Consider the following 25,489-nt stretch of genomic DNA (forward strand, 5'->3'; position numbering starts at 1 on the left):
CTTCGTCTATGTCCTCCCACGAGCCTTCCTCCTCTGCGCCCATCGACATGAAGCCCCGCAGCCGCGTCGTCACCGACGGCATCGAGGCAACGACCTCCCGCGGCATGCTCCGCGGCGTCGGCATGGGCGACGCCGACTGGGACAAGCCGCAGATCGGCATCGCGTCGAGCTGGAACGAGATCACCCCCTGCAACCTGAGCCTGGACCGTCTGGCGCAGGGCGCAAAGGAGGGCGTGCACTCCGGCGGCGGCTACCCGCTGCAGTTCGGCACGATCTCCGTCTCGGACGGCATCTCGATGGGCCACGAGGGCATGCACTTCTCCCTCGTCTCGCGCGAGGTCATCGCCGACTCCGTCGAGACGGTCATCATGGCCGAACGGCTCGACGGCAGCGTGCTGCTGGCGGGCTGCGACAAGTCGATCCCGGGCATGCTCATGGCATCCGCCCGCCTCGACCTCTCCAGTGTCTTCCTCTACGCCGGCTCGATCGCCCCGGGCTGGGTCAAGCTCTCCGACGGCACGGAGAAGGAGATCACGATCATCGACTCCTTCGAGGGCGTCGGCGCCTGTCGTGCCGGCCGGATGACCGAAGAGGACCTCAAGCGCATCGAATGCTCCTTCGCGCCCGGCGAGGGCGCCTGCGGCGGCATGTACACCGCCAACACCATGGCCTCCGTCGCCGAGGCGCTGGGCCTGAGCCTGCCCGGCTCGGCCGCCCCGCCCTCCGCCGACCGTCGCCGCGACTACTTCGCCCGCCGCTCCGGCGAGGCGGTCGTGAACCTGCTGCGGCAGGGCATCACGACCAGTGACATCCTGACGAAGGAGGCGTTCGAGAACGCCATCGCCCTCGCCATGGCACTCGGTGGCTCGACCAACGTCGTCCTCCACCTCCTCGCGATCGCCCGCGAGGCCCAGGTCGAGTTGAGCCTGCACGACTTCAACCGCATCGGCAGCAGGACGCCGCACGTGGCCGACATGAAGCCCTTCGGCAAGTACGTCATGAACGACGTCGACCGTCATGGCGGCATCCCGGTCATCATGAAGGCGATGCTCGATGAAGGCCTGATCCACGGCGACGCACTGACGGTCACCGGGAAGACCGTGGCCGAGAACCTCGCCGAGCTGAACCCCGACCCCATCGACGGTGAGGTCATCCACACCTTCGACGACCCGATCCACGCCTCCGGCGGCATCACGATCCTGCACGGCTCACTGGCGCCCGAGGGCGCCGTGGTGAAGTCGGCCGGCTTCGACGCCGACGTCTTCGAGGGGCCGGCGCGCGTGTTCGAGCGCGAACGCGCCGCGATGGACGCGCTGGCGAACGGCGAGGTCAACGCCGGCGATGTCATCGTCATCCGCTACGAAGGACCCAAGGGCGGCCCCGGCATGCGCGAGATGCTGGCCATCACCGCGGCCATCAAGGGCGCGGGGCTCGGAAAAGATGTACTACTCTTGACTGACGGACGATTCTCAGGCGGCACAACCGGCCTGTGCATCGGCCACATAGCACCCGAAGCGGTGGACGCTGGTCCCATCGCCTTCGTGCGCGATGGTGATCTGATACGGGTCGATATCGCAGCTCGCACTCTTGACCTACTCGTCGAAGAGGCAGAGCTGAGCTCCCGCCGAGAAGGCTGGGAGCCACTTCCTCCGCGCTATACCCGTGGCGTTCTTGCCAAATACTCCCGTCTTGTCCGGTCCGCTGCCGAGGGCGCGACGACGGGTTAGATCACCCCGGCGCAGCCCTGCGCTCGCCTCGCGTGACAGAGTTTCGACATCGACAGGAACCTCAATGAGTGCTGATCCCTCCCAGGCCGTGCCACGGCCGCCGTCCCGACCTGCCGCCGCCCCCGAGATCACCGGGGCCGAGGCCGTCGTCCGATCGCTGGAGAACCTCGGCGTCACGGACGTCTTCGGGATCCCCGGCGGAGCCATCCTCCCGGTCTACGACCCGATGATGGACGCGTCCGAGATCCGTCACATCCTCGTCCGTCACGAGCAGGGCGCCGGTCACGCCGCCGAAGGGTACGCCGCCGCATCCGGGAAGGTCGGTGTCGCGATCGCGACCTCCGGCCCCGGTGCGACCAACCTCGTCACGGCCATCGCCGACGCCTACATGGACTCGGTGCCGATGGTCTGCATCACCGGTCAGGTGTTCTCCACCCTCATGGGCACGGACGCCTTCCAGGAGGCCGACATCGTCGGTATCACGATGCCGATCACGAAGCACTCGATCCTCGTCACCCAGGCCTCGGAGATCCCCGGAGCGATCGCCGCGGCGTTCGAGATCGCCGGCACCGGTCGCCCCGGCCCCGTGCTCGTGGACATCACCAAGGACGCCCAGCAGGCGGTGGCCCCCTATGTGTGGCCGCCCAAGGTCGAGCTCCTCGGCTACCGTCCGGTCACCAAGGCCCACGGCAAGCAGATCCAGGCGGCAGCAGCCCTTCTGGCCGACGCCAAGAAGCCCGTGCTGTACGTCGGCGGCGGGGTCATCCGCGGTCGCGCCTCGGCGGAACTGCTCAGCCTCGCCGAGGCGACGGGCGCCCCGGTGGTCACGACGCTCATGGCGCGCGGTGCCTTCCCCGACTCGCACGCCCAGCATCTCGGCATGCCGGGCATGCACGGCACGGTTCCCGCGGTGCTGGCTCTGCAGGAGGCCGACCTCCTCATCTCCCTCGGCGCGCGCTTCGACGACCGCGTGACCGGCAAGGCGGCCCTGTTCGCCCCGCACGCGAAGGTCGTGCACGTCGACATCGACCCGGCCGAGATCTCCAAGATCCGCACCGCCGATGTGCCGATCGTGGGCGATGTGCGCGATGTGATCGTCGACCTCGAGTCGGCGTTCCGCAGCGCGATCGGCGACTCCACGCCCGACATCGAGGAGTGGTGGTCCTACCTGGACGGGCTCCGGGCAGAGTTCCCGCTCGGCTACACGGCGCCCACCGATGGGCTGCTGGCGCCGCAGTACGTGATCCAGCGCATCGGAGAGCTCACCGGCCCGGAGGCGATCTACGCCGCCGGCGTCGGCCAGCACCAGATGTGGGCGGCGCAGTTCATCAAGTACGAGCGCCCCAACGCCTGGCTCAACTCCGGCGGTGCCGGCACCATGGGCTACTCGGTGCCGGCCGCGATGGGCGCCAAGGTCGCCGAGCCCGACCGCGTCGTGTGGGCGATCGACGGCGACGGCTGCTTCCAGATGACCAACCAGGAGCTCGCGACCTGCGCGATCAACAACATCCCGATCAAGGTCGCGATCATCAACAACTCCTCGCTGGGCATGGTGCGCCAGTGGCAGACGCTGTTCTACGACGGCCGGTACTCCAACACCGATCTGAACACCGGCCACGACACCGTGCGCATCCCCGACTTCGTCAAGCTCGCCGAGGCCTACGGTTGCCTCGCGATCCGCGTCGAGAAGGAAGAGGACGTGGATGCCGCGATCGAGACCGCCCTGGAGACGAACGACCGCCCCGTCGTGATCGATTTCGTCGTCAGCGCCGACGCCATGGTGTGGCCGATGGTCCCGCAGGGCGTGAGCAACAGCTATGTGCAGTACGCGCGCGATCACGCGCCGACGTTCGACGAGGAGGCGTAGACCATGTCCACTCACGTGCTGAGCCTCCTGGTGGAGGATCGTCCGGGCCTTCTGACCCGCGTCGCCGGGCTCTTCGCCCGTCGCGGCTTCAACATCCACTCGCTCGCGGTGGGGTGACCGAGGTCCCCGGGATCTCGCGCATCACCGTCGTCGTGGATGTCGAGGATCTGCCTCTGGAGCAGGTCACCAAGCAGCTGAACAAGCTGGTGAACGTCATCAAGATCGTCGAGCTCGATTTCGCGGCATCCGTCCAGCGCGAGCACATGCTGATCAAGGTGCGCACCGACAACACCACGCGCTCGAACGTGCTGGAGGTCGTGAACCTCTTCCGCGCGTCGGTCGTGGACTACTCCACCGATGCGCTCGTCGTCGAAGTGACCGGCGACAAGGGCAAGGTCGACGCGCTGCTGCGGGCTCTGGAGCCCTTCGGCATCAAGGAGATCGCGCAGTCGGGTCTCGTCGCCATCGGCCGCGGATCCAAGAGCATCACAGAGCGCGTCCTGCGCGGCTGAACCATAAACCAAGACCACGGTCGCTGAGCCTGTCGAGGCGCCCGTCACCGATTTCGGCCCTTCGACAGGCTCAGGGGCCGAACCTCACCAGAATCAAGGAGAAACAACAGTGAGCACCGAGATCTTCTACGACAGCGACGCCGACCTGTCGATCATCCAGGGCAAGAAGGTGGCCATCGTCGGCTACGGCTCCCAGGGGCACGCCCACGCGCAGAACCTGCGCGACTCGGGCGTCGAGGTCGCCATCGCACTCAAGGAAGGGTCGAAGTCGATCGCCAAGGCGGAGGAGGCCGGTTTCCCGGTCAAGAACGTCGCCGACGCCACCGAGTGGGCCGACGTCATCATGATCCTCGCCCCCGACCAGCACCAGCGCGGCATCTACAGCGACTCCATCAAGGACAAGCTGACCCCGGGCAAGGCCCTCGCCTTCGCGCACGGCTTCAACATCCGCTTCGGCTACATCGACGCTCCTGAGGGCGTCGACGTGATCCTCGTCGCGCCGAAGGCGCCCGGCCACACGGTGCGTCGCGAGTTCGTCGCCGGTCGCGGCATCCCGGACATCATCGCCGTGGAGAAGGATGCCTCGGGCAAGGCGTGGGACCTCGCCCTCTCCTACGCGAAGGCCATCGGCGGCACCCGTGCGGGCGTCATCAAGACCACCTTCACCGAAGAGACCGAGACCGACCTGTTCGGTGAGCAGGCCGTGCTCTGCGGCGGCATGAGCCACCTCGTGCAGGCGGGCTTCGAGACCCTCGTCGAGGCGGGGTACCAGCCGCAGATCGCCTACTTCGAGGTGCTGCACGAGCTCAAGCTCATCGTCGACCTCATGTGGGAGGGCGGCATCGCCAAGCAGCGCTGGTCGATCTCCGACACCGCCGAGTACGGCGACTACGTCTCCGGCCCGCGCGTCATCGACAGCGCCGTCAAGGAGAGCATGAAGGGTGTCCTCGCCGACATCCAGTCGGGTGCCTTCGCGAAGCGCTTCATCGACGACCAGGACAACGGCGGTGAGGAGTTCCTGTCGCTGCGCGCCAAGGAGGAGACCCACCCGATCGAGGCCACCGGCAAGGAGCTGCGCTCCCTGTTCGCCTGGAAGCAGCAGGACGAGGACTACGTGGATGGTTCGGCTGCGCGCTGACACACGTGACCCGTACCACCTCTGACATGCGCGCCCGCGCCGTCCTGCTGGAGATCGCCGTGCAGGACAGTGCGGGCGCGCGCGTCGCTCTCGCCTCCGGCGCCGACCGCCTCGAGCTGTGTCAGGCGCTGGAGGTCGGCGGCCTCACGCCCTCGATCGGCGTCGTCGAGTCGGCGTTCGACGCCGTCGACCCGCGGCGGGTCGCCGTGCTCGTGCGGCCGCGTCCCGGTGGCTTCGTGTACGACGCCGATGAGGTCGATGCGGTCGCCCGCGACATCCGTGCCGTCGTGAGCCGTGGGGCCGGCAGCGTGGTCGTCGGCGCGCTCACGCCCGAGGGCGGCGCGGATGCGGAGGCGCTGCGCCGATGGTCGGATGCCGCGGAGCACGCCGAGATCGTCTTCCACCGCGCGATCGACACGCTGGGCGATCCCGTCGCCCTCATCGACGACCTGGCGGACCTCGGCGTGAGGCGCGTTCTCAGCTCCGGGGGAGCGGCACGCAGCATCGACGGCACCGGCAGTCTCGCGCGCATGGTCGAGCGTGCCGCCGGACGCCTGGAGATCATGGCCGGCGGTGGCGTCCGCGTGGAAGACATCCCTGCGCTCATCTCCACCGGTGTCGACGCCGTGCATCTGTCGGCGCGCCGTCGCGCCGGGGACTCCGGCGGCGGCCCCGGCGGCGGGGGAGCCGTGGGATACGACGTGACGGATGCGGCGACGGTGGTTGCGGCATCCGATGCCCTCGGAGCCTGGGCCTGAACGCCGGCGCCGCGACTCTCAGGCGAGAGCGGGCTGTGCGGCGGCTTCGGCGGACCGGCGACGTGCTCGCCGGAGCTCGCCGCCGACGATGATCACGATGCCCGTCGCGGCGATGCCGACGGCCGTCGGGAATCCCAGACCGATCGGAGCGTCCCAGGGCGACTCGTGCAGCACCGTCATCATGATGCTGGAGATGGCGTAGTCACCGATCGGGTTCACGAACAGAAGGATGCCGACACCGAGCAGCCCAGCCTTCGGCGCCCAGGGCAGGGCTACGAGGGCCGGTGCGAGCGCGACGATCCAGAACACGGCATAGGCGGGCGTCGGGTTGTCCATCGCGTACAGGCAGGCTTCCGTGGTGACCCCTCGAAGCAGGGCCGCCAGAGGCGGGCGGCGTTGAGGAAGGCGGCGACGGAGAGCCCGATCAGCACCGCCCCGAGGATTCTGGTCATGACGCCAAGGTAGCGCTGCCGCCTCGTCGGCGCGATACCCCTTGCCCGGCGCACCGGACTCGGATAGCACCTCCGGTTGAGGTGCGGGGGCTCCCATGATTCCGACGCGGTTCCTCCTCCGGCGCAAGCGCGCCACCTCGTCGGGGGTCGTCCGGTACTGACGCAGGACTGGGCGTCGCAGCCGTGAGACGCCGCCGCGCCCGCTCGAGAGGAGCGGACGCGGCGGCGTGTTCGCGGAAGCGGTCAGTTGATGACGATCGGGGCGTCCTCGGGGTTCTCCCATACCGGGGCGGGCAGGAGCGTGTCGGTGTTGCCGGCCTGGATCTCGCGCAGTGCCGCGGCGATCTCGTCGGAGTTCTCCGGCACGTTCAGACCGCATGCCTGCAGTTCAGAGGCGAAGCGCAGCGTGAGTCGGTTCTTGCCGGCTTCGACTGCTTCGGCGGTGGTGCCGCTGTGGATCTCGCTGCCGGTCTGGATATCGGGGACGTCTTCGCAGACGTGGTAGACGCTGCCGCCGGCGACCCAGTAGACATTGTCTTCGCCGAGGAGCTGGATGACGGTCGACTGGTCGGCCGTGTACTGCTCGACCGAGGGGGCGAGAAGCTGGCGCCGAAGTAGGCGGCCACGAGTGCGAGCACGATCCCGACGCCTCCGGCGACGCCCTTCTGGGTGCCGCTCATGTCCTTGTTCAGGAAGATGAGCAGTACCAGCGGCAGGAAGGCGATGATCGCGATGATCGCGCCCAGCTGGTTCTGCACGAAGAAGCGGACCTTGTCCTCCTTGCTGGCGGGGTCGAGCGCGTTGGCCTTCTTCCACAGCAGGGAGCCCGTGATCGCGAGGGCGGCGATGACCACGAGGAGCACGATCAGGGTGACGAAGGCCCAGGTCGGGAAGACCGCGGTCGCGTTCTGCTGCTCGAGCAGACCGGTCTCCTGATCACGGACGAAGGTACCGTCCTCGCCGACGAACTCGCGCTGGCGCAGCAACCAGAAGATCCCGACGGCCTCCAGGGCGATCGCGATGGCCCAGAGGATGAGTGCGATGATCCTCTTGCTCTTCGCCTGGCTCTTGGCGCCTTCGGTGGCGACCCACTTCTTCTCGGTCGTGGTGGTCTTCTTCTCGGCACTGTCGGCCATGTGCGGTGTCCTCCCGTATGTCAACGAGTCGATCCTAGTGGGGTGCCGTCGCGGGCGGCTACGGTAGAGACATGGTTCGCGACGCCGAAGATGCCCTGAGCTGGGAGGGCGATGATGACCCGCCCGTTGCGGCACGGAAGGAGACCTCCGCGCCCGCCCTTCCCGAGGGCTGGGACGCGATCGGCAAAGGCAGCGAGACCGTCGGGCGGATCACCGCCGACGGCGCCGTGATCGCGCCGGGCGAGCCCGAGCCGATGAGTACGCCCATGCTGGTGTCGCTGGGGGTGATCGGCGGCGCCTACCTGCTGTACATCGTGGGCTGGATCGTCGGCGGGTTCCGTCTGCAGGGCGTGGCGCTGTTCCTGGTATCGGATGCCGTCGCCTACCAGGCCGCGATGTGGCTCGCCGTCGCGGCACCGGCCCTGTGGTTCCTCGCCGCCTGGGTGCTCACCCGGCGCTCGAAGTCCTGGGTGCGCCTCGTGGCGCTGCTGGCGGGGTCGTCGTGCTCATTCCCTGGCCGTTCGTGATGTTCGGCTCTCTCGGAGGTGGACTGTGACATCCGATACCGCGGTCAGGACGCCCGCGCCGCGCTGGGCGGCGGTGGCGATCCTCGGGCTGACCGGCCTCCTCTACGCCTATGCGCTGTGGAACGCGGTCGCCTTCCTCATCGAGCACTCCACGGGCGGCCTCTCGCTCTACGGGTGGTTCGTGCTGATCTTCGCGATCCTGTTCCCGCTCATCGCCTTCGCGATCGTGTACGCGATCGGCAACGGACGCGGGGCGCTGGAGCTCTTCCTCGTCGCGATCGCCGGGCTCGGGGTCGTCGCGGTTTTTTGGCTGAACGTGGTGGCGCATTTCGCCGCCTCGCCGACGCTGTTCGCCGCCTGACGCCGTCCGTCACGGGTCGTCACACGTCCGGGCGGCGTGCGCTGCTCCGCTAAAGTGGTGATGATCGCGCCCCCACGGTGTGCGGCGCATCGGTCTGTTCCGCGCTGCGGCGCCAACCCGAAGGATTCCCTAGTGCCGAAGCCTGTCGTGCTCCTCGCCGAAGAACTCTCGCCCGCCACCGTCGATGCGCTGGGCCCTGACTTCGACATCCGCTCGGTCGACGGCACGGACCGTCCGGCGCTGTTCTCCGCGCTGTCCGACGCCGACGCGGTCCTCGTGCGCTCGGCGACCAAGATCGACGCCGAGGCGCTCTCGCACGCGCCGCAGCTGAAGGTCGTGGCACGCGCGGGCGTCGGGCTCGACAACGTCGACATCAAGGCGGCGACGACAGCCGGTGTCATGGTGGTCAACGCGCCGACCTCGAACATCGTCTCCGCCGCCGAGCTCACGGTCGGACACGTCCTGAGCCTGGCTCGCCGCATCCCGGCGGCGCACGCTTCGCTGTCGGCGGGGGAGTGGAAGCGCAGCTCCTTCACGGGCGCCGAGCTCTTCGAGAAGACGGTCGGCATCGTGGGCCTCGGCCGCATCGGTGCGCTCGTGGCGGCGCGTCTGGCGGCCTTCGACGTCAAGCTGATCGCCTATGACCCCTATGTGACGAGCGCTCGTGCGCAGCAGCTGGGCGTGCAGCTCGTCTCGCTCGACGAGCTCGTCGCCGAAGCCGACTTCCTTACGATCCACATGCCGAAGACCCCCGAGACGGCGGGGATGATCGGTGCCGAGCAGCTGAAGGCGATGAAGAAGACCGCCTACGTCGTCAACGTCGCCCGTGGCGGCCTGATCGACGAGGACGCCCTGCTCGTCGCGCTGCAGACCGGTGAGATCGCCGGCGCGGGCCTGGACGTGTTCACCACCGAACCGCCCGCCGAGGGCAGCACCGCGCGGGCGCTGCTGTCGCTGCCCAACGTCGTGGTCACCCCGCACCTGGGGGCGAGTACCGAGGAGGCGCAGGAGAAGGCCGGCGTGTCGGTCGCGAACTCCGTGCGTCTTGCGCTCGGCGGCGACCTCGTCCCGGATGCGGTCAACGTCGCCGGCGGCGTCATCGACCCCTATGTGCGCCCCGGCATCCCGCTCGTGGAGAAGCTCGGACAGATCTTCGCCGCACTCGCGCTGTCGCCGCTGACGAGCCTCGACGTCGAGGTGCACGGCGAGCTCAACGAGTATGACGTGAGCGTGCTCAAGCTCGCAGCCCTCAAGGGTCTGTTCACCAACATCGTCAGCGAGACCGTGTCGTACGTGAACGCGCCTCTGCTGGCCGAGCAGCGCGGGATCGCCGTCCGCCTGCTGCAGGACGAGGTCAGCGACGAGTTCCGCAATGTGATCACCCTGCGCGGCGCGCTTTCGGACGGCTCGCAGCTCGCGGTCTCGGGAACCCTCACCGGCACGAAGCAGATCGAGAAGCTCGTCGGCATCAACGACCACGCGCTCGAACTGCCGATCGAGAAGCACCACCTGGTGATGCTCTACACCGATCGCCCCGGCATCGTGGCCGTCTACGGCCAGAAGTTCGGCGACGCCGGCATCAACATCGCCGGTCTCCAGGTCGCCCGCGAGCAGGCCGGCGGCCAGGCGCTCAGCGTCCTGACGCTGGACTCGCCGGTGCCCGACGAGCTGCTCGAGGACGTGCGTGCGGCGATCGACGCCGACCTGCTGCGTCAGATCCAGATCACGGAGCAGTAACCGCCCGTACGAGGTCGATCACGGCCGCCAGACCTTCTCCGCTCGGATTGAGCGTGACGTCGACGTCGTGGCGGAGCGCGTTGTTGAAGTACAGGCCGTCGCTGACGAGCATGACGAGGTCCAGCGACGCCTCGTCGCGCACATGGGGTCGGATGCTGTCGGCCCACCGCAGTCGGACGGCTTTCAGCGCGTCCACTGCGGCGGGTGAGCCGGACTGTGCGATGCGCGAGACCGCGGTCAGCGCCCGGGCGAGAGGGTCGTCGAGGATGATCGAGGTGCGCAGGTAGTAGGAGACGGGGCCGTCCTCGGCGGCGTGCATCGTCTCGATATCAGCCTCGACCAGCTCGTTCATCCGCGCGACGAGCCCGGCGGCGAGTTCCTCCTTCGAGCCGAAGTGGTAGAGCAGTCCGCCCTTGGAGACCCCTGCTCTCTTCGCGGTGGCGTCGAGGGTGGCGGTGCGCTCACCATCCGTGAGCAGGATCTCTTCGAAGGCGTCGAGGACACGTTCTCGTGCGCGCGGGGGACGAGCCATCGGATCTCCTCTGCTCAGCGGATTGTCAAGGCGATCTGCATTACTATACCAGCTGGACGGTATAGTAATTCCGTCATCGCATACTACTGAGGTACATCATGGTCTCCACCGCTTCAATCCCCGTGCTGCACGAGGACGGGCCGCGCGCCGGCATCCGAGGCTGGCTCGCACTCGTCGTGCTCATGCTCCCGGTGCTGCTCGTCTCCATCGACAACACGGTGCTGAGCTTCGCTCTGCCCGAGATCGCGATGGCGCTGGCGCCCACGGGGGCCGAGCAGCTGTGGATCATCGACGTCTACCCGCTCGTGCTGGCCGGCCTCCTCGTGACCATGGGAACGCTCGGCGATCGCTTCGGGCGACGCCGGATGCTGCTGATCGGCGCCACCGGTTTCGCCGCCGTCTCCGCGCTCGCCGCCTTCGCGCCCACCGCGGGCCTGCTCATCGCCTCGCGCGCGCTCCTCGGCTTCTTCGGCGCCATGCTCATGCCGTCGACGCTGTCGCTGCTGCGCTCGATCTTCACCAACCGCGATCAGCGACGCCTGGCCATCGCGGTGTGGGCGGCCGCCTTCTCCGCCGGCTCGGCGCTCGGCCCCATCGTCGGCGGGCTCCTCCTCGAGCACTACTGGTGGGGCTCGGTGTTCCTGTTGGCCGTGCCCGTGCTCATCCCGCTGCTGGTCGCCGCGCCGTTCCTCGTGCCCGAGAGCCGCGACCCGAACCCGGGCCGGATCGACCCGGTGAGTATCGTCCTGTCGATGGCGGCGATGATCCCGTTCGTCTACGCGATCAAGTCCTTCGCCGTGGACGGCCCGAACTGGGTCGGCGGCGCCTGGGGGCTGGCGGGCATCCTCATGGGCGTGCTCTTCGTCCGGCGCCAGCTGCGCGCCGCGGCGAGCGGACGCACCCCCATGCTCGACATGGCGTTGTTCCGCCGGGGCGCGTTCTCCGGTGCGATCCTGGTGAACCTGCTCAGCGTCGTCGCGCTCGTGGGCTTCCTCTACTTCGTGCCGCAGCATCTGCAGCTCGTCCTCGGGATGTCGCCGATGATGGCCGGGCTCGCGCTCGTGCCGGGCATGCTCGCGATCATCGTCTCCGGACTCGGCGTCGTGCCGATCTCACGTCGTGTGGCGCCCCGCATCGTCGTGCCCGCCGCGCTGACCTTCTCCGTGGCCGGATACCTGCTCGTCGCCTTCGCCGCCGACGGGCACGCGCTCACCTCGCTGATCCTCGCCTTCGTCGTGCTGGGCATCGGCATCGGCGCGGCGGAGACCATCTCCAACGAACTGATCCTCGCCCACGCCCCTGCGGAGAAGGCGGGGGCGGCCAGCGCCGTGTCCGAGACGGCCTATGAACTGGGGGCAGTGCTGGGCACCGCGGTGCTCGGCGGGCTCATCACCGCGTTCTATCGGGGTGCGTTCGTGGTCCCGGAGGGCGTCCCGGATGCCGCGGCATCCGCCGCCCGCGAGACGCTCGCCGGCGCCTGGACGGTCGCTCAGGACCTGCCCGGCGAGATCGGCGGGGCGCTGTGGGACGCCGCCATCGCCGCCTTCGAGTCCGGCGTCACCGTGACGTCGCTCATCGGTGCTGTGCTCGTGCTCGGCGCGGTCGTGATCGCGGGCGCTACGCTGGGCGGACGCGCCCGTAAGGAGTGAGCCGCGGGAGCGCACCCGAGGAGGACCATGCCGACCCAGGAGCCGACCTTCACGAGCCTGGCGTTCGGCCAGGGGCGCTTCGACTACGGCGACGTGCTGCTGGCCTCGCTGCCGCCGCGCGCCTCCCGTGATCCGCGGGCATGGGCGGAGACGATGTTCTCGCCCCGCAGCACGCCGTGGCCGGTGAAGGCGCTGTTCGGCATCCGGATGGTGCTCGTCCCGCTTCTGGGGTTGCGGCCGGCGCCGCGCGGGGTCTTCGACGTGCGGGAGGTGAAGGGCGAGGAGGCGCTGCTCGCCTTCGACGACGACCACCTCGACTTCCGCTGCGCCGTCGCCGTGGATCCGACCGCCGAGATCGTGCGCGTCACCACGGTCGTGCGCCTGCGCAACGGGCGGGGACGCCTCTATTTCGCGCCCGTGAGCCTGCTGCACCCCTTCGTCGTCCACGCCATGCTGCGGCGGGCGCGAAGGATCCTCGCAGGCGAGGGCACGGCGGCGGGCCGCGCCTGACACCGGAGGAAACGTGGTCGGGACCGGCCGTGCGCGCTCGGTACGCTGGAGGAGCCGGAGGAGCCCGGCAGTGCGCAACGAAGGAGAGCCATGTCGCGTGTCGTGAAGCTTGCCGTCATCCCCGGTGACGGCATCGGGGTCGAGGTCATCGCCGAGGCCGAGAAGGTGCTGGACGCCGTCACGGCAGACAGCGACGTCACGTTCGACAAGACCCGCTTCGCGCTCGGCGCCACCCGCTACCTGGAGACCGGCGACACGCTCACCGACGAGGATCTCGAGGCGATCAAGGCTCAGGACGCGATCCTCCTCGGCGCCGTCGGCGGCGTCCCGGGCGACCCGCGCCTGCGCGAGGCGAACATCGAGCGCGGACTCCTGCTGCGACTCCGCTTCGAGCTCGACCACTACGCCAACATCCGTCCCGCCCGGCTCTTCCCCGGCGCGCACACGCCTCTCGCCGATCCCGGCGAGATCGACTTCGTCGTCGTACGCGAGGGCACCGAGGGGCCGTACGTCGGCAACGGCGGCTCGATCCGCCGCGGCACGCCGCACGAGGTCGCCAACGAGACCTCGGTGAACACCGCCTTCGGCGTCGAGCGGGTCGTCCGGCACGCCTTCGCGCTCGCGCAGCGCCGCCGCAAGCGGCTCACGCTCGTGCACAAGACCAACGTCCTCGTCCACGCGGGCGGCATCTGGCAGCGCGTCGTCGAGCAGGTCGGCGCCGAGCACCCCGATATCGAGGTGGACTACCTGCACGTGGACGCCGCGACCATCTTCCTCGTCGACAACCCCTCGCGCTTCGACGTGATCGTCACCGACAACCTCTTCGGCGACATCCTCACCGACCTCGCCGGCGCCGTGGCCGGCGGCATCGGGCTCGCGGCATCCGGTAATGTGAACCCCGACGGCACATTCCCGTCGATGTTCGAGCCGGTACATGGCTCGGCTCCTGACATCGCAGGGCAGCAGAAGGCAGACCCGACCGCAGCAATCCTGTCGGTGGCACTGCTCCTGGACCATCTCGGCCTCACTTCGGAGTCCGAGCGGGTCTCTGCAGCCGTTGCAGCCGATGTCGCCGCACGCACCGCACAGGCGCGCACGACCGCCGAGGTCGGCGCGGCCGTCATCGCCCGGCTCTGAGCGCGACCCGACCCAGGGCTGTCGCGCACCGCCGACAGGCGTAGGCTGAGTGCATCCATCGGTGCGCAGAGACGAGCGCATACGCGCAGAACGGACACGACAATGACGACGATCGATGAGACGGCGGCCGTGAAGCCGCTGGAGTTCGCCGTGACCCGCAACCTCCAGGCGGTCGCCCCGGAGCGCCGCGCGGAGATCCTGACCAATCCCGGATTCGGGACGACGTTCACCGACCACATGGTCGACCTGTGCTGGTCGACAGGCGGTGGATGGCACCGCCCGCGCGTGCAGCCCTACGGCCCGATCTCGCTGGACCCGGCGGCGGCCGTCCTCCACTACGGCCAGGAGATCTTCGAGGGCATCAAGGCCTACCGCCACGCCGACGGTTCGATCCACACCTTCCGGCCCGACCAGAACGCCCTGCGTCTGCAGCGCAGCGCCCGCCGCATGGCGCTGCCCGAACTGCCGGTGGAATACTTCATCCAGTCCCTCAAGGAGCTCATCGCCGTCGACGGCGGCTGGGTGCCCTCGGGCGAGGACCAGACGCTGTACCTGCGTCCCTTCATGTTCGCCAAGGAGGCGTTCCTCGGCGTGCGCCCGGCGCAGAAGGTCGCCTACTACCTGATCGCGAGCCCGGCCGGCGCCTACTTCACCGGCGGCGTGAAGCCCGTGAGCATCTGGCTCTCCGAGGACTACGCCCGCGCAGCGAGCAAGGGCGGCACGGGCGCGGCCAAGACCGGCGGCAACTACGCCGCCAGCCTCTTGCCGCAGTCGGAGGCCTCGGCCAACGGTTGCGACCAGGTGGTCTTCCTCGACCCCGACCGCAACGTCGAGGAGCTCGGCGGCATGAACGTGCTCTTCGTCAAGAAGGACGGCACGATCGTGACCCCGTCGTCGGAGAGCATCCTGCCGGGCATCACCCGCGACTCCCTGCTCCAGCTCGCCGAGGATCGCGGGCACACGGTCGAGCGCCGTCCGGTCTCGCTCGCCGAATGGCGCGAGGGCGTGGCATCCGGAGACATCGTCGAGGTCTTCGCCTGCGGCACCGCCGCCGTCGTCACGCCCATCGGCACGCTCAAGGGTGAGGGCTTCGAGGATGCGCAGCCGCAGGGCGAGCTGGCGCTGTCGCTGCGCGAGGAGCTCACCGACATCCAGTACGGGCGTCGCGAGGACCGACACGGCTGGCTGCTGCGCCTGGACGCCTGAGCAATCCGAGAAGTGAAGGGCCCGGAAGCACGCGCGGATAGGCTGTATCCGTGAAGATCGCACGTTTCAGCCACAACGACGCCATCGCCTACGGGATCCTCGACGACGACGAGCTCGTCGTGCTCGCGGGTGATCCGATGTTCGCGGGGTTCGACACGACGGGGCCCGGATCCCCGTGGCGGATGCCGCGCTGCTGGCGCCGGTGATCCCGCGCTCGAAGGTGGTCTGCGTCGGGAAGAACTTCCACGAGCACGCCGCGGAGATGGGCGGGGTCGCTCCGGAGGAGCCGCTGCTCTTCCTCAAGCCGAACACCGCGGTGATCGGACCGGGAGACACGGTCGTGCGCCCGCCGCAGTCGCAGGAGACCCACTTCGAGGGCGAGCTGGCCGTCGTGATCGGCCGCATCGCGAAGAACCTCGCGGCGGAGGACGCCCTCGACTACGTCTTCGGCTATACGGTCGGCAACGACATCACCGCGCGTGACCTGCAGAAGTCCGACGGCCAGTGGTCGCGGGCGAAGGGCTTCGACACGTTCTGCCCGCTCGGTCCCGTGATCGAGACGGAGTTCGACCTGTCGCAGGCGACGCTGACCTCGCGGGTCAACGGCGAGGTGCGGCAGAGCGCGCCGCTGACCGACATGATCCACTCGGTGCCCGAGATCATCGCTTACGCCTCGGCGGTGTTCACGCTGCTTCCGGGCGACGTGATCCTCACGGGAACGCCGGCGGGCGTCGGTGCTTTCGAAGAAGGCGACGTGCTGGAGGCGGAGGTCACCGGCATCGGCATGCTGCGCAACCCCGTGCGCGACGCACTTCCGTCATCGTGATCTCGACGGCGGTCTCGCCGGAGGACGTCGAGCGGATCCAGCGCCGCACCGTCCGGGTTCTCGCGCTGGGCCAGGTGCTCGGCGGCATCGCCTTCGGTGCGACGGTCTCGCTCGGCGCGCTCCTGGCCGCCGACCTCTCGGGCAACGACGCGCTCTCCGGGCTGGCGACCGCGGCGGTCACCCTGGGTGCCGCCCTTGCCGCGATCCCGCTCGCGCGCTTCGCCGGCCGCTTCGGCCGTCGTCGTTCGCTCACCGCGGGCAATCTCCTGGCGCTCATCGGCGTCGCGATCGTCATCACGTCCGCTGCGGTGCGGTCCTTTCCGCTCCTCCTCGTCGGCGTCATCCTGATCGGCATGGGCAACGCCGGCAACCTGCAGTCGCGATTCGCCGCGACCGACCTCGCCGCGGATCGCCACCGCGGGCGCGACCTGTCGGTGGTCGTCTGGTCGACGACGATCGGCGGGGTCGCCGGCCCCCTGCTGCTGACCCCTGGCGAGGTGCTGGGGCAGGCGATCGGCATGCCGCCGCTGACCGGCTCGTACCTGTTCTCGCTCGTCGCGCAGACGATCGCCCTCGTGCTGTACCTCGTGGCGCTGCGCCCCGACCCGCTGCTGCTGGCGCTGCGCATCGCCCGCGGGGAGCAGACGGCGACCGGGCTCGGCGCGGGGGAGGACAGCCCTCTCGTGGCCCGGTACGCCGTCTTCGCCGTCGCGGGCTCGCACGCCGTGATGGCCTCGGTCATGGCGATGACCCCGATCCACCTCTCGCACATGGCGCATCACACGCACGGCGCGCACACCACGAGCGCCGATGTGACGCTGCTCGTCGGCGTCACGATCGCCCTGCACGTCGCCGGGATGTATGCCCTCTCGCCGGTGTTCGGGCTGCTCGCCGACCGCTGGGGTCGGATCCACGTCGTGCTGCTGGGACAGGCGATGCTGGCCGCGTCGCTGGGCACCGCGATCGTGGCGGGGGAGAGCGCCGTGGGCGTGATCATCGCGCTCATCCTGCTTGGTCTCGGATGGAGCGCCGCCACCGTGGCCGGCGCTGCGCTGCTCACCGAGGCCTCCACGGTCATGCAGCGTCCGAAGCGGCAGGGCGTGAGCGATTCGCTCATGAGCCTGTCGGCGGCCGCAGGAGCGGCCCTCGCCGGCGTCGTGCTCGCCGAGTTCGGCTACGGCGGGCTCTCCGCGGCGGCCCTCGTCATCGTGGTGGCGATCGTGGCGCTGGCGCCGCTCGCGGCGCGCCGGATGCGGGCGGCTGCGGCATCCGATCCGCGCTGAGTCCGCGCCGCGGCGGTGCGGCGGTCACGTTTCGCGGAGTTCGTCACGATTCGCGGAGGGAATCGTCGAATCCGGCCGCAGATCGGGACGGCGTCCGCAGAACGTGACGCCGTCGCCGGTATCGGATGCCGTGGACCGATCGCTGCGGCGGTGATGGCCCGGCATCCGCCCGAACTAGACTGGTCAGGCTATGGCTACTCCCGATCCCCGCACCACGACCGCAACGGGCGCCGATGTGCGCGTGCGCTTCTGCCCTTCGCCGACCGGCCTCCCGCACGTCGGACTGATCCGCACCGCCCTGTTCAACTGGGCCTATGCGCGTCACCACGGCGGCAAGCTCATCTTCCGGATCGAGGACACGGATGCCGCGCGCGACAGCGAGGAGAGCTACCAGCAGCTGCTCGACGCGCTGAGGTGGCTGCACATCGACTGGGACGAGGGCGTCGAGGTCGGCGGGCCGCACGCCCCCTACCGGCAGTCGCAGCGCCACGACATTCACCGTGAGGTGCTCGACAAGCTCATCGCCTCCGGCGCCGTCTACGAGAGCTTCTCGAACGCGGAGGAGATCGACGCCCGTAACGAGGCGGCGGGGCGTGCGAAGCAGCTCGGCTACGACAACCACGATCGCGATCTCACCGAGGAGCAGAAGGCGGCGTTCCGCGCCGAGGGGCGTCAGCCCGCGCTGCGCCTGCGCGTCCCGGACCACGACTTGACCTACGTCGACCTCATCCGCGGCGAGGTCACGTTCCCCGGCGGCTCGTTCCCCGACTTCGTGATTGTGCGGCCCAACGGCATCCCGCTGTACACCTTCGTGAACCCGGTCGACGACGCGCTCATGGGTGTGACGCATGTGTTGCGCGGCGAGGACCTCATGCCGTCCACCGCCCGCCAGCTGGCGTTGTACAGCGCGCTCATCGATGCGGGTGTGACGGACTTCCTCCCGCGCTTCGGCCACATGCCGCTCGTCCTGGGCGAGGGCACGAAGAAGCTCTCCAAGCGCGACCCGCGGGCCGACCTGTTCCTGCAGCGCGAGAAGGGGATGATCCCCGAGGGGCTGCTGAACTATCTCGCTCTGCTGGGCTGGTCGATCGGTCCCGACCGCGACGTGTTCTCGCTGGACGAGTTCGTCGCGGCCTTCGACATCGCCGACGTCAACCCGAACCCGGCACGCTTCGACCAGAAGAAGGCCGAGTCGATCAACGGCGACCACATCCGCCTGCTGGAGCCTGCGGACTTCGTCTCGCGCATCACGCCGTACCTGCAGAAGGCCGACGTCGTGAGCGACCCGGTGACCGAGCGCGAGCAGGAGCTGATCGACGCCGCCGCTCCGCTCGTGCAGGAGCGGATGCCGCTCCTCGGCGAGGTGTCGGGACTGCTCGGATTCCTGTTCACGGATGCCGTGACCCCGACGAGGACGCGCTGAAGGTCCTGCCGGCGAACGCGGCGGAGGTGCTCGCCGCATCCGTGGCCGCACTCGAGCCGCTCGACGCCTCGGCATTCACGACGTCGGCCATCCAGGAGGCGCTCTCCGGCGCGCTCGTGGAGGAGCTCGGGCTCAAGCCGCGGGTCGCCTTCGGGCCGCCGCGCGTGGCGATCACCGGTCGCCGCGTGTCGCCGCCGCTGTTCGAGTCGATGGAGCTGCTGGGCAAGGACGTATCCCTGGCGCGCCTGCGCGCCCTCGCCGAGACGTTGTGACACGCGCAACGCGCGGGTTTGGAGCACCCCGCCCGGTCAGGTAGACTTGACCCTCGGTGCACGGCTCCGGCTCGTGCCCTTGGGGTATGGTGTAATTGGCAACACGGCTGATTCTGGTTCAGTTGTTCTTGGTTCGAGTCCAGGTACCCCAGCAGAGAAAAACCCCCGCTCCACCGGGGTTTTCTCGTCTCTACCAGCTGTTTCGCCTCTGCGTTCCGCGAGCTTCTCACGGCCTCTCCCAGGCCTCGATTCCGCCGGGCACGACCGTGAAGAGAGGGTGCGGCATCGGGGAGGCCGCACTCCAGCGCACGAGGTCCTCCGGGCTGCGCTCGTGGAGCTTGCGACCGAGGTGCCGCCACTCGTGGTCGAGCTGCCCGACCGTCACCGGAATCCTCGCGGCATCCGCACCGCCCGGCTGCAGGATCCGCGTGGCGTCGAAGCGGTAGCCGCGCCGTGTCGCCTCCTCGGCGACCCCCTCGAGATAGGCGCCGACGGCGGCGAGCGGCTCGGCCTGCGCGCGGAAGCGCTCCAACTGCGGATGGTTCCGGTATCCGCGGGTGCGCCCCGCCAGCACCGCCTGCGCGAGCAGAGTCTCGCGCCAGCAGGCGACGAGCGCCATGCGGTCGAGGTGGGTCGGATGCAGCGACCAGATCCTCACGATGAGAGCCTCCAATACGCGATGAGGACGAGTGTGACGAAGAAGCCGGAGAGGTAGTTCAGCCAGAGGAACCTTCGCCAGGCGGCGTTCGTCTGCGCCGAGGTCTGGTCGGTGACGCGGAGCGAGGGCGCGCAGTTGAGGATGTAGGGGACGGCGAGCAGCGCGGCGAGGGTTCCCGGCCACGGGACCGCGAGCATGAGGAGCCCGGCCGACGCCCACAGCCCCAGCGCGACCCCCACCGTGCCGCGCGCACCGAACACCGTCGCGATGGAGGCGATCCCCGCCTCCCGGTCGGGCAGGATGTCCTGCACGGCGCCGAAGGCGTGCGCCGCCATACCCCAGAGGAAGAACGCGGTGAGCACCAGGACCACGGGCATGCTGAACTCGGCGCCGGCCAGGGTGAGCCCGACGACGGCGGGGCTGACGAAATGGGTGCTCGAGGTGATCGAGTCGAGCACGGGGCGCTCCTTGAAGCGCAGGCCGGGAGCCGAGTAGGCGATCACCGCGAAGGTGCTCACGGCGATCGCTCCCCATGCGGCGGGGCCGCCCGCGCCGAGGAGCAGGACGAGGAAGGGGACGTTCGTCGCAGCGACGAGGACGAGGAGCGGCTTGTGCAGCGGGGGAGGGAGCAGCGCCCCCTCGATTCCGCCCTTGCGCGGGTTCTTGACGTCGGAGGCGTAGTCGAAGACGTCGTTGATCCCGTACATCGCGAGGTTGTACGGGACGAGGTAGTAGAGCACGCCGACGACGAGCAGCCAGTCCACCTCGCCGGTGGCCAAGAGCATCGCGGCCCGAACGGGAAGGCCGTGTTCACCCAGCTCACGGGGCGTGATGCGACGAACGCCCCGCGCAGCAGGCGCCCCATCGGTGTGCGGCCCCGCATCGTCAGCGTCGCCCACAGCGCGGGCAGCGCCACCGCCACGGCTACGGGATAGGCGAAGTCCTCGAGCGGCGCGAGGCCGATCCGGACGCCGAGGATGAGCGACTCCTCGTAGCCGAAGAGTCCGGCCCCGATCATGATGCTGTCGAAGACCGCGGTGAGGGCGATGAGCACGACGACAGTGAGGACGACCGCCGTTGCATGACCGCGCCGATCGGGAAGGCGACGGGTGAGGAGGATGCCGCCGATCGCCGCGCCCGCAAGGAAGGGCAGGGTGAGGAACGCATAGGTCATCTCGGCGCCTTCCGGAGGGCGAGGATGCGCACCGATCCGGTGTAGAGCACCATCGTGCACAGCACGAGGAAGACGAGGAAGACGGGCTCCTCCAGCGGCATCTCCGGCCCGAGCATGATGCCCGTCGCCACGACGGCGTCGCCGTGCAGGAAGACCCCGGCGGCGATGCCCGCGGCATCCCACAGCAGCAGGAACGCCAGCCCTGCGGCGGTGACGAGCGCCGCTGCGGCGGCGTCACGCCAGAAGAACAGGCGGAAACGCCGGTCGAGCAGCAGCATGCATCCGATGCCCGCCAGCAGCGCGCCGAGATACGCGAAGCCCATCAACGGCTCCGCTCCGTCGTCCGGGCGGGCGTCGGCACCGCGGTGGGTCCGGCCGAATGGTCGCCGCGGATCCGCTTGAGGACGAGCTCCGCGCTGATCAGGCACATCGGCACGCCGACGCCCGGCGCCGTCGTCGCTCCCGCGTAGTAGAGGCCCGCGACGCGCTTCGACTGGTTCTGCGGACGCAGGAAGGCGCTCTGGCGAAGGGTGTGCGCCGGCCCGAGCATGCCGCCGCGCCAGGAGTGGTAGTCGCGCGCGAAGTCGGCGGGGCCGAGCGTGTGACGCACCACGACCCGCTCGCGGAGGTCCGGGATGCCCGCCCAGCGCGCGATCTGGTCGATGGCCGCATCCGCGGCGCGCTCCACAGCCGGGTCGCCGGCGCCGTCGGCGCCACCGGAGCCGAGGGCGGGCTCGGCCGGCACGGGGACGAGCACGAAGAGGTTCTCGTGGCCCGCCGGGGCGACGCCGGCATCCGTCGCGCTCGGTCGGCAGACGTAGATCGAGGCGGGATCGGGAATCCGGGGGTCCTCACCGAAGATCGCGGAGAAGTTCTCCTTCCAGTCCCGGGTGAAGAGCAGCGAGTGATGCGACAGCTCGGGGAGGGCACCCGACACCCCCAGCAGGACGATCACGGCACCCGGGCCGCTCACGCGTCGCTCCCACCACGATTCCGGGTAGCTCTGCGCCTCCGGATGCAGAAGCACCGTCTCGGTGTGGTGCAGGTCGGCGGCGGAGACGACGACATCGCTCGTCTCCCGGTGCTCTGCTCCGTCGCCGTCACGCCAGTGCACGCCGGTGACGCGCTTTCTCCCTTGTGCTCCGGTGGTGATGATGCGTGTCACCTCGGCGTCTCGGACGATCTCGACGCCCTGCGCCTCGGCGAGGCGCTCGATCCGCGTCACCAGCTCCCCGAAGCCGCCCATCGGGTACTGCACGCCCTCGTCGAGGTCGAGCGCGCTCATGAGGTGATACATCGCGGGTGCACGGGCGGGATCGGTCCCGAGGAACACCGCCGGGTAGCCGAGGATCTGGCGGAGGACAGGATGCCGGAACCGCCCGGCCACGTGCCTCTCCAGGGAACGCGTGAGCAGGGGAACGAGCCGTGGCAGATCGCGCAGCACTTCACGACCCGTCAGCGATCGCGCGCGGGTGAAGGGGTTGTAGAGGAAGTGCTTCTCGGCCATGTCGGTTGCATGCGCGGCGGAGGCCAGGTAGTCGGCGAGGACGCTCGCGCTGCCGGGCTCGAGGGCTTCGAAGGTCTCGGCGACCTTCGCGGTGCCGAACGGAACGGTCACAGGCGGATCGGGCTGGAGCGGATCCTCCGGCTCTCGGAAGACCCGGTAGCCCGGGTCGAGCGTCCTCAGATCGAGCTGCTCCTCGGCGCTGGTCCCGAGCAGCCGGAAGAAGTGGTCGAAGACCCGCGGCATGAGATACCACGATGGTCCGGTGTCGAAGCGGAACCCGTCGCGCTCGAGCACCCCGGCCCGTCCTCCAGGCGGTCGTTCCTCTCGAGCAGCCGGACCGAGTGTCCTTCCCGGGCGAGCAGCGCGGCAGTCGCGAGACCTGCCACGCCGCCGCCGACGACCACGGTGCGGGTCATGCGCGTGCGACCCTCGGCGCACCCGCGACCGAGCGCAGGAGGACGCCCGCCTTGGCCGGGGCGGGCAGCCGCACCCGCCGCTCGTACAGCTCGGCCGGCGAGGCGGCCGCGATGCGGTCGGTGAGCGCGGAGAACAGGCCGAGCGCGCTCCTGACCGCGGTGCGCGCATCGCGGGGAGCAACGGCAGGACGGATGCCGCATCCGCGAGCTGGGAGCGGATGGTCACCACCCATCGCCGCAGCTCCGGCTCGCTGAGACGCCCCTGAGGGCTGAGGTAGCTGCGCCCGAGACGAGAGGTGTCATCGGCGAGATCGCGGAGAAAGTTCACGTTCTGGAAGGCGGCCCCAGCTGCCTGGCGCCGTGCTCGAGCATCCGGCGCTGCTCGGGGTCCTGCGGCTCTTCGCGGAGGAAGACCCGCAGGCACATGAGTCCGACCACCTCGGCGGAGCCGTGGACGTAGTCGCGATGCGCCTCGAAGCCGAAGGCGACGACATGGTCGGACGGCGCGGTCTCGCTCGTGGCCTCGGAGAGCGGCGGGAGGTCGGCGCGCATAGACGAGAAGAAGGGGTCGATGAGCGTCGCATCGATGCCCGACTCCCGGGCCGTCCTCGCAAAGGCGTGCACGACCGGATTGCAGCTGTAGCCGAGGGCGAGGGCCGACGCCGTCTCCTCGGCGAGCGCGGTGAGGGCGCGATGCTGCTGCAACGGTGTCAGCCCTGCCTCGGAGGCGACGCCGTCGACGAGCTCGTCGGCGACCCGGACGAGCGCGTAGATGTTCCGCACGTGGCGGCGGTGCCGACGACCGAGGAGGCGCGTGGCCATTCCGAACGATGTGGAGTAGGCGTCGATGACCTGTTTGGAGGCGCGTTCCGCGGTCGCGGAGTACCGGTCGAAGGACGCGAGGCGATCGAGTGCTCGGCTCATGCGCGCCGTCCCTCCAGCGATGAGGCGAGGCGGATGCAGAGTCGTATGACCGCCGCGGGCACGATATCCTCCCTGTTGGCCAGCGCATCGATGCCGGCGCGCATCTGCTGCTCCATCAGGGAACGTGCGTACTCCTCGGCACCGCAGTCGGTGAGCAGTGCCCGGAGCATGCCACCCTCTCCTTCGCCGGCGATGAAGTCCTCGAAGTGCGGCGCGATGGCGGGCCACGCGGCCGTCGTCCGGGCGAAGGCGATGATCGCCGTCTCCTTCCCCTCGCGAAGATCGGAGAAGGGATCCTTTCCATGACTCTCCGGTGCGCCGAACGTCGAGAGGAGATCGTCCTGGAGCTGAAATGCCACCCCTAGGTGCCTTCCGGCCTCTCCGATAGCGCTCTCGAGCTCAGGCGAGGTCCCGGCGAGGACTGCCGCCGCACGCATCGGGAGCTCGAAGGTGTAGGTCGCCGTCTTCAGGCGGGACATCGACAGCACGGTGTGCAGCTCCGCGGGGATGACGCCGTCGCTGAGGCCCACGTCGAGCAGCTCCCGGCGACGGATTCGGTGATGGTGCGATCCAGGAGGTCGAGGAGTGCGAGACGCATCTGCGGGGGCAGCTGCTCGCGCGCGAAGGCCTGCAGCGCCGCGGTGAGCATGAGATCGCCCATCAGGATCCCGCCCGTTCGCGCCCAGTGCAGGACATCGTCCTGACTGGGCCGCCTCGGCGCGCTCGAAGCCGGTGCGGCATCCGCCTCGGTCTTCTGCAGCAGCGCTCCGATCAGATTCGGCCGGTGTCGCCGTGTGAGATCCCCATCGATCACATCGTCATGGAGGAGGAAGGAGTAGTGCAGGAGCTCGACGGCTGCGGCGATGCGCACGACGGACGGGCGGGATGCGGAAACCGGGCGGTCTGCGGCGAGGGCGTCGAACAACTCGATCAGCAGCCGAGGGCGGAGCAGCTTGCCGCCGAGGATGCAGACGCCTGCTTCCTCCCACAGCGCCCCGAAATGCGTGCCATAGGCGGCTGCGGCCCGCGAGCGCGACTCGAGGAAGGCGGCGAGTTCACGACCGACGGCCTCGACGGTCTCTTCGTGCGCCGGACGCGCTGTGACCAGACCGACCATCATGAGTCGATCCGAGCGAGCCAATCGCCCTCCTGGAGCAGGGGAACTGTTCGACGAGCCAGGGACTGAATGCGAAAGGCGCGCGCGCGACGGCTTCGGCCAGTGAGTCCGGGGCGATCCAGTGCCATTCCGCGACCTCGGAAGGGTCCGGTCTGAGTTCTCCGGCGAGCCTCGCCACGAAGACCGGGCAGACTTCGTTCTCGACGATGCCGTCGGGGTCCACTGCGCGGTAGCGGAAATCGGGCAGTGCGCATCGGGTGTCGGCGACGCCCGTGCCGAGCTCCTCGGCGGCGCGCCTGCGGATCGCCTGCTCAGGAGACTCGGCCGGTCGCGGGTGCCCGCAGAAGCTGTTCGTCCATACGCCGGGCCAGGTCCGCTTCGAGAGGGCGCGGCGAGTCGTCAGAAGAAGTCCGCGCTCGTCGAGCACGTAGCAGGAGAAGGCGAGATGGAGGGAGTGTCGCGCGTGTGGACCTCGGACTTGGAGGCTGTTCCGATCGGGGAGCCTTCCTCGTCCAGGAGTACGACATCTTCGGGTGCGTCACTCGGCATTCCCTAACTCTATACAAATTAGGTCAGAACAAGAGAGAATAGCGACAAGGAAATACTAACTCGACGTAAACTATCAACCATACATAGAGAT

The 25,489-nt window shown here is 69.3% G+C and carries 23 protein-coding genes, 1 tRNA gene and 6 pseudogenes; 16 read left to right on the forward strand and 14 right to left on the reverse strand.

Annotation, left to right across the window (positions count from 1 at the left end):
• The first annotated feature begins 8 nt into the window (after positions 1–8).
• From ilvD to KAE78_RS13140, 5 genes and pseudogenes are all read left to right on the forward strand, one after another.
• Positions 9–1,727, forward strand: a complete 1,719-nt coding sequence (gene ilvD, locus KAE78_RS13120) for a dihydroxy-acid dehydratase (RefSeq protein WP_223171136.1) — start codon at positions 9–11, stop codon at positions 1,725–1,727.
• A 64-nt stretch (positions 1,728–1,791) separates the two neighbouring features.
• Positions 1,792–3,594 carry an acetolactate synthase large subunit gene (locus tag KAE78_RS13125; RefSeq protein WP_223171137.1) on the forward strand — a complete coding sequence of 601 codons (1,803 nt, stop codon included), beginning with the start codon at positions 1,792–1,794 and terminating at the stop codon, positions 3,592–3,594.
• Between the two features lie 3 nt (positions 3,595–3,597).
• A pseudogene (gene ilvN, locus KAE78_RS13130) lies at positions 3,598–4,106 on the forward strand (acetolactate synthase small subunit).
• A gap of 109 nt (positions 4,107–4,215) precedes the next feature.
• Complete coding sequence (ilvC, locus tag KAE78_RS13135) at positions 4,216–5,244, forward strand: ketol-acid reductoisomerase (protein ID WP_223171138.1); 1,029 nt, start codon at positions 4,216–4,218, stop codon at positions 5,242–5,244.
• A 26-nt stretch (positions 5,245–5,270) separates the two neighbouring features.
• Positions 5,271–6,002 carry a copper homeostasis protein CutC gene (locus KAE78_RS13140; RefSeq protein ID WP_223171139.1) on the forward strand — a complete coding sequence of 244 codons (732 nt, stop codon included), beginning with the start codon at positions 5,271–5,273 and terminating at the stop codon, positions 6,000–6,002.
• 18 nt (positions 6,003–6,020) lie between these two features.
• On the opposite strand, the gene KAE78_RS13145 is transcribed toward KAE78_RS13140, so the two are convergent.
• The 3 genes from KAE78_RS13145 to KAE78_RS13150 form a co-directional block, all read right to left on the reverse strand.
• The gene (locus KAE78_RS13145) at positions 6,021–6,338 is read right to left on the reverse strand and encodes a hypothetical protein (RefSeq protein WP_223171140.1); all 318 of its coding nucleotides are present in this window, start codon (positions 6,336–6,338) and stop codon (positions 6,021–6,023) included.
• A 359-nt stretch (positions 6,339–6,697) separates the two neighbouring features.
• Positions 6,698–6,820 carry a hypothetical protein gene (locus KAE78_RS17955; protein WP_262927672.1) on the reverse strand — a complete coding sequence of 41 codons (123 nt, stop codon included), beginning with the start codon at positions 6,818–6,820 and terminating at the stop codon, positions 6,698–6,700.
• A gap of 2 nt (positions 6,821–6,822) precedes the next feature.
• Positions 6,823–7,590: a hypothetical protein gene (locus KAE78_RS13150; RefSeq protein ID WP_223171141.1), complete on the reverse strand. Its 768-nt coding sequence runs from the start codon at positions 7,588–7,590 to the stop codon at positions 6,823–6,825.
• 71 nt (positions 7,591–7,661) lie between these two features.
• Between KAE78_RS13150 and KAE78_RS13155 the strand changes: the two genes are divergently transcribed.
• From KAE78_RS13155 to serA, 3 genes are all read left to right on the forward strand, one after another.
• Positions 7,662–8,117, forward strand: a complete 456-nt coding sequence (locus KAE78_RS13155; protein WP_223171142.1) for a hypothetical protein — start codon at positions 7,662–7,664, stop codon at positions 8,115–8,117.
• A 25-nt stretch (positions 8,118–8,142) separates the two neighbouring features.
• A complete protein-coding gene (locus KAE78_RS13160) occupies positions 8,143–8,478 on the forward strand; it encodes a bacitracin resistance protein (protein WP_223171143.1) in 336 nt (111 codons plus the stop codon).
• Positions 8,479–8,610: 132 nt separating this feature from the next.
• Positions 8,611–10,215, forward strand: a complete 1,605-nt coding sequence (serA, locus tag KAE78_RS13165; RefSeq protein WP_223171144.1) for a phosphoglycerate dehydrogenase — start codon at positions 8,611–8,613, stop codon at positions 10,213–10,215.
• Here the strand turns inward: serA and KAE78_RS13170 are convergent.
• Positions 10,202–10,747 (reverse strand): TetR/AcrR family transcriptional regulator, encoded by a 546-nt coding sequence (locus KAE78_RS13170; RefSeq protein WP_223171145.1) that lies wholly within the window; start codon positions 10,745–10,747, stop codon positions 10,202–10,204. The two genes, serA and KAE78_RS13170, sit on opposite strands and share 14 nt — an antisense overlap.
• 98 nt (positions 10,748–10,845) lie before the next feature.
• Between KAE78_RS13170 and KAE78_RS13175 the strand changes: the two genes are divergently transcribed.
• From KAE78_RS13175 to KAE78_RS13210, 8 genes and pseudogenes are all read left to right on the forward strand, one after another.
• Positions 10,846–12,396: an MFS transporter gene (locus tag KAE78_RS13175; protein ID WP_223171146.1), complete on the forward strand. Its 1,551-nt coding sequence runs from the start codon at positions 10,846–10,848 to the stop codon at positions 12,394–12,396.
• Between the two features lie 27 nt (positions 12,397–12,423).
• Entirely contained in the window at positions 12,424–12,906 is a 483-nt protein-coding gene (locus KAE78_RS13180; RefSeq protein WP_223171147.1) for a DUF2867 domain-containing protein, read from the forward strand.
• 90 nt (positions 12,907–12,996) lie between these two features.
• Positions 12,997–14,043 carry a 3-isopropylmalate dehydrogenase gene (locus tag KAE78_RS13185; RefSeq protein ID WP_223171148.1) on the forward strand — a complete coding sequence of 349 codons (1,047 nt, stop codon included), beginning with the start codon at positions 12,997–12,999 and terminating at the stop codon, positions 14,041–14,043.
• Between the two features lie 102 nt (positions 14,044–14,145).
• Positions 14,146–15,249 carry a branched-chain amino acid aminotransferase gene (locus KAE78_RS13190; RefSeq protein ID WP_223171149.1) on the forward strand — a complete coding sequence of 368 codons (1,104 nt, stop codon included), beginning with the start codon at positions 14,146–14,148 and terminating at the stop codon, positions 15,247–15,249.
• A 50-nt stretch (positions 15,250–15,299) separates the two neighbouring features.
• Positions 15,300–16,075 (forward strand): annotated as a pseudogene (locus tag KAE78_RS13195) (fumarylacetoacetate hydrolase family protein).
• On the forward strand, positions 16,072–17,358 hold the full coding sequence (locus KAE78_RS13200) for an MFS transporter (protein ID WP_223171150.1): 1,287 nt from the start codon (positions 16,072–16,074) through the stop codon (positions 17,356–17,358). The pseudogene KAE78_RS13195 and the gene KAE78_RS13200 overlap by 4 nt, the downstream one beginning before the upstream one ends.
• A 190-nt stretch (positions 17,359–17,548) precedes the next feature.
• Positions 17,549–19,053, forward strand: a pseudogene (gltX, locus tag KAE78_RS13205) (glutamate--tRNA ligase).
• 80 nt (positions 19,054–19,133) lie between these two features.
• Positions 19,134–19,205 (forward strand) — tRNA-Gln (locus KAE78_RS13210).
• A gap of 74 nt (positions 19,206–19,279) precedes the next feature.
• On the opposite strand, the gene KAE78_RS13215 is transcribed toward KAE78_RS13210, so the two are convergent.
• The 10 genes and pseudogenes from KAE78_RS13215 to idi all read right to left on the reverse strand — a co-directional run bounded on the left by KAE78_RS13215 (position 19,280) and on the right by idi (position 25,398).
• Entirely contained in the window at positions 19,280–19,711 is a 432-nt protein-coding gene (locus KAE78_RS13215) for a pyrimidine dimer DNA glycosylase/endonuclease V (protein ID WP_223171151.1), read from the reverse strand.
• Positions 19,708–20,496 carry a prenyltransferase gene (locus KAE78_RS13220; protein WP_317451929.1) on the reverse strand — a complete coding sequence of 263 codons (789 nt, stop codon included), beginning with the start codon at positions 20,494–20,496 and terminating at the stop codon, positions 19,708–19,710. Before KAE78_RS13220 ends, KAE78_RS13215 begins: the two co-directional genes overlap by 4 nt.
• 170 nt (positions 20,497–20,666) lie before the next feature.
• A pseudogene (locus KAE78_RS13225) lies at positions 20,667–20,885 on the reverse strand (prenyltransferase); the annotation flags it as partial.
• Positions 20,882–21,208, reverse strand: coding sequence for a lycopene cyclase domain-containing protein (locus KAE78_RS13230; protein ID WP_223171152.1), 327 nt, complete (start codon positions 21,206–21,208; stop codon positions 20,882–20,884). The pseudogene KAE78_RS13225 and the gene KAE78_RS13230, both read right to left, overlap by 4 nt.
• Positions 21,208–22,808: pseudogene (gene crtI / locus KAE78_RS13235) on the reverse strand (phytoene desaturase family protein). The gene KAE78_RS13230 and the pseudogene crtI overlap by 1 nt, the downstream one beginning before the upstream one ends.
• The gene (locus KAE78_RS18875) at positions 22,805–23,041 is read right to left on the reverse strand and encodes a hypothetical protein (RefSeq protein WP_317451779.1); all 237 of its coding nucleotides are present in this window, start codon (positions 23,039–23,041) and stop codon (positions 22,805–22,807) included. Before KAE78_RS18875 ends, crtI begins: the two are co-directional and overlap by 4 nt.
• 91 nt (positions 23,042–23,132) lie before the next feature.
• Complete coding sequence (locus KAE78_RS18880) at positions 23,133–23,732, reverse strand: phytoene/squalene synthase family protein (RefSeq protein ID WP_317451780.1); 600 nt, start codon at positions 23,730–23,732, stop codon at positions 23,133–23,135.
• Positions 23,729–24,169 (reverse strand): polyprenyl synthetase family protein, encoded by a 441-nt coding sequence (locus KAE78_RS17960; RefSeq protein WP_411155952.1) that lies wholly within the window; start codon positions 24,167–24,169, stop codon positions 23,729–23,731. Before KAE78_RS17960 ends, KAE78_RS18880 begins: the two co-directional genes overlap by 4 nt.
• 29 nt (positions 24,170–24,198) lie before the next feature.
• Entirely contained in the window at positions 24,199–24,852 is a 654-nt protein-coding gene (locus tag KAE78_RS17965) for a polyprenyl synthetase family protein (RefSeq protein ID WP_262927674.1), read from the reverse strand.
• Positions 24,788–25,398: pseudogene (idi, locus tag KAE78_RS13250) on the reverse strand (isopentenyl-diphosphate Delta-isomerase). Before idi ends, KAE78_RS17965 begins: the two are co-directional and overlap by 65 nt.
• Between the last annotated feature and the right edge of the window lie 91 nt (positions 25,399–25,489).

It is taken from the genome of Microbacterium sp. NIBRBAC000506063, from assembly GCF_017968845.1.
In the GTDB taxonomy this organism is placed as follows: Bacteria; Actinomycetota; Actinomycetes; order Actinomycetales; family Microbacteriaceae; genus Microbacterium.

Excerpts from the sequence above, each read along its gene's own strand:
- KAE78_RS13125 (WP_223171137.1), top strand. The coding sequence starts at position 1,792 with ATGAGTGCTGATCCCTCCCAGGCCGTGCCACGGCCGCCGTCCCGACCT.
- KAE78_RS13155 (WP_223171142.1), top strand. The coding sequence starts at position 7,662 with ATGGTTCGCGACGCCGAAGATGCCCTGAGCTGGGAGGGCGATGATGAC.
- KAE78_RS13140 (WP_223171139.1), top strand. The coding sequence starts at position 5,271 with ATGCGCGCCCGCGCCGTCCTGCTGGAGATCGCCGTGCAGGACAGTGCG.
- KAE78_RS13180 (WP_223171147.1), top strand. The coding sequence starts at position 12,424 with ATGCCGACCCAGGAGCCGACCTTCACGAGCCTGGCGTTCGGCCAGGGG.
- KAE78_RS13170 (WP_223171145.1), bottom strand. The coding sequence starts at position 10,747 with ATGGCTCGTCCCCCGCGCGCACGAGAACGTGTCCTCGACGCCTTCGAA.
- KAE78_RS17965 (WP_262927674.1), bottom strand. The coding sequence starts at position 24,852 with ATGATGGTCGGTCTGGTCACAGCGCGTCCGGCGCACGAAGAGACCGTC.
- KAE78_RS13230 (WP_223171152.1), bottom strand. The coding sequence starts at position 21,208 with ATGGGCTTCGCGTATCTCGGCGCGCTGCTGGCGGGCATCGGATGCATG.
- KAE78_RS18880 (WP_317451780.1), bottom strand. The coding sequence starts at position 23,732 with ATGAGCCGAGCACTCGATCGCCTCGCGTCCTTCGACCGGTACTCCGCG.
- KAE78_RS13150 (WP_223171141.1), bottom strand. The coding sequence starts at position 7,590 with ATGGCCGACAGTGCCGAGAAGAAGACCACCACGACCGAGAAGAAGTGG.
- KAE78_RS13220 (WP_317451929.1), bottom strand. The coding sequence starts at position 20,496 with ATGCTCTTGGCCACCGGCGAGGTGGACTGGCTGCTCGTCGTCGGCGTG.
- KAE78_RS13145 (WP_223171140.1), bottom strand. The coding sequence starts at position 6,338 with ATGGACAACCCGACGCCCGCCTATGCCGTGTTCTGGATCGTCGCGCTC.
- KAE78_RS13185 (WP_223171148.1), top strand. The coding sequence starts at position 12,997 with ATGTCGCGTGTCGTGAAGCTTGCCGTCATCCCCGGTGACGGCATCGGG.
- KAE78_RS13175 (WP_223171146.1), top strand. The coding sequence starts at position 10,846 with ATGGTCTCCACCGCTTCAATCCCCGTGCTGCACGAGGACGGGCCGCGC.
- KAE78_RS17960 (WP_411155952.1), bottom strand. The coding sequence starts at position 24,169 with ATGCGTGCGGCGGCAGTCCTCGCCGGGACCTCGCCTGAGCTCGAGAGC.
- ilvD (WP_223171136.1), top strand. The coding sequence starts at position 9 with ATGTCCTCCCACGAGCCTTCCTCCTCTGCGCCCATCGACATGAAGCCC.
- KAE78_RS18875 (WP_317451779.1), bottom strand. The coding sequence starts at position 23,041 with ATGGGTGGTGACCATCCGCTCCCAGCTCGCGGATGCGGCATCCGTCCT.
- KAE78_RS13190 (WP_223171149.1), top strand. The coding sequence starts at position 14,146 with ATGACGACGATCGATGAGACGGCGGCCGTGAAGCCGCTGGAGTTCGCC.